The organism is Polaromonas sp. P1_G2 (genome assembly GCF_056405515.1).
The window spans coordinates 1-2,263 of record NZ_JBFUBY010000441.1; the positions used below are offsets into that span (position 1 = coordinate 1).

1 protein-coding gene is annotated in these 2,263 nt (G+C 58.4%); it reads right to left on the minus strand.

The window, feature by feature from the left end; genetic code table 11:
• Positions 1–2,263, minus strand: a 2,263-nt coding sequence (locus tag AC1D0P_RS24915) for a hemagglutinin repeat-containing protein (RefSeq protein WP_477679186.1), incomplete at both ends; no start/stop codon positions are given.

Here is a 2,263-nt window from a genome sequence, read left to right on the forward strand (position 1 = left end):
ATCCATAATGATAGTTACATCCATAATGATAGTTACGGTACCATCCTTGCCCTGAAGCACAAGATCAAAGCCATTGTTGCTACCGTATTTTCCACCAGACAACACGGTCATACCTGTACGGGTGGCAACCGACTCCAACAGTTTCTCCGTCAGTACACCCTGGTTATCAGAGCTGTCCCTGATGAGGTTGGCCATCAGTTGCTCTTGCTTGGTCAATCCCGAGATGGCACACGCGCTCTCGCAGACTTTAGCTCCACTGATATATCCGCTAACAGTGCTGCTAGCTGCTTTGCCACCAAGAGCCTCGCCCATCGTTGCGACGGCTTTGATCGAACCAGGCGGCAAAACACTAGGAGCCACGCTGCCGCTCGCCAGCCCAGCGGCTACATCTGCAATCAGCAGGCAGGTGTCAGGTTTGAGGTTGCAGTACCCCGCGGGGCCACCCAGATTCACGAGCAAGGCTGCCTCCGCGATGGTGAGCCGCCCGGCAGATACCAACAGTTCGATGGCCACTGCACCGTACGCGACACCAATAACAGGGGCCAGCACCAGTGCTGCGGCTTTGATCGCCGTAGCGGTGCATTGATCCGGCTTGGCATTACAAAACGCAGCAACCTGCAAAGCACCGCTAACTTGCGCTCGGTAGGCGGGATCCCCGGCCAGGCGTTGGCCCAAGAATTGACCAAGGTCCGTCCTGTCAGCACCGCCAATTGGAAGGCTGTTGCTGCTGATCAGCTGGACCATCGTCTCCGTTCCGGTTGCAACATCTTTTCCAAGTTCGGCACAATTTTTTGTGACATCACAATTGGCGAGCGCGATGTTTTGTTTATCGCTGATTTTTTGGTACTTGGCGCGGATTTCCTGCGTCTGACTCGACGTGCAACCGCCGCGTTTGGCCTTGCAGTTGGCAATTTCGTTTGCAAATTCCTCCCACTGTTTGCTCGTCAGGTAATTATTGGTGACTTCGTTGAATGCCCCTGCGGCACCAGCCGTCCCGCCCAGCACCCCACCAATAGTCGAACTCAGGCCGGCGATCAGCGCGTCTCGCGCCGGCCCCGTAATGCCAAGGTCATCGATTGCTTTGCTCAGGTAAGGCGCCAAGGCCGTGCTTCCTGTCGCGCCTAAAGCACCCTCAACGCCACCGCCCAACGCACCAATGATCGAATGCCCTGCTATGCGGCAAGGGCCGTTCGCGCTCCAGCATGCCCGCTCTTCTTCATCCGTGGCATCCACCATCTTCTGGTTGGCATACTTGCCCCAGGCACTGGAGGCCTGCTGCCCAAATTCGGCCGTGATGGCCACTTGTGCATCGATCTCTTTTCGCACTCTTTCGGAATCAAAGATCTTCTGGATGCCGGTTTCGGCGTCGCCCGTTCTGACTGCGGCGTTTCCTGCGATACCCGAGATGCCAGATGAAGAAGTGCTGCTGACGCTGTCTTGGGTACTACCAATGCCGAATCCGCCACCGGGCGTGTAAATGGTGTTGCCCTTCGCATCTTGACCAGAGCCCGCGCTCACCGAAACGCTGTAACCACTGCCTTTGTACTCCGCACTGTTCTGAATATCGCTGATGCTGAGCGTGCCGCCGGTGCTGAAGCTATTCTTGTTGCCATCCACCGCCGCTTGCGTGCTGGCAATGACCGCGCCCTTGAGGTCAGTGTTGCCCGCCACATTGACCTGGAAGCCGCCATCCCCCGCCTTGACCCCGCTTTGCTGCACGACCGAGGCGTAGCTGCTGTCGATGTTGCTCTTGCTGGCGCTGATGCCGCCGCCGGTGACGCTGCCACCGCTCGCACTATCCTTTCCAAAGCTGATACTTGCGCCACTTGAGCTTTGCTTGCTGGTGTAGGTGCTGGTGTCTTGCAAGGAGGCGATGTTGAGGTTTCCGCCTACGTTGGCCTTGACGGTGTTGGCTGCCACCACCGCGCCTATCAGGTTGGTATCGCCGCCGCTGATGATGCTGGCGGTGTTGCCGGCATTGACCTGGGTGTTGGTGTAGCGGGTGTCGCTRCCGCTGCTGTTKCCCTGGCTTTGGCTKGCGCTSGCGCTGAAGCTGAAWYKCTGCGAGATGAGSCCGTAGCTCACGCCCACGCTGCTGGASCTTGAGCTGTTGCTGCTYTCCTGGCTGGCRYTGCTCTGGCTGGCCAGCAGGTTGACCTTGTTGTCTGCGAGCAGGGTGACGTTGTTGCCGGCGGTCAGGTTTGCGCCTTGCGCCGTCAGGTTGCTGGCCTGGCCYGCGCCTGTGGCGACGATGGTCAGGTTC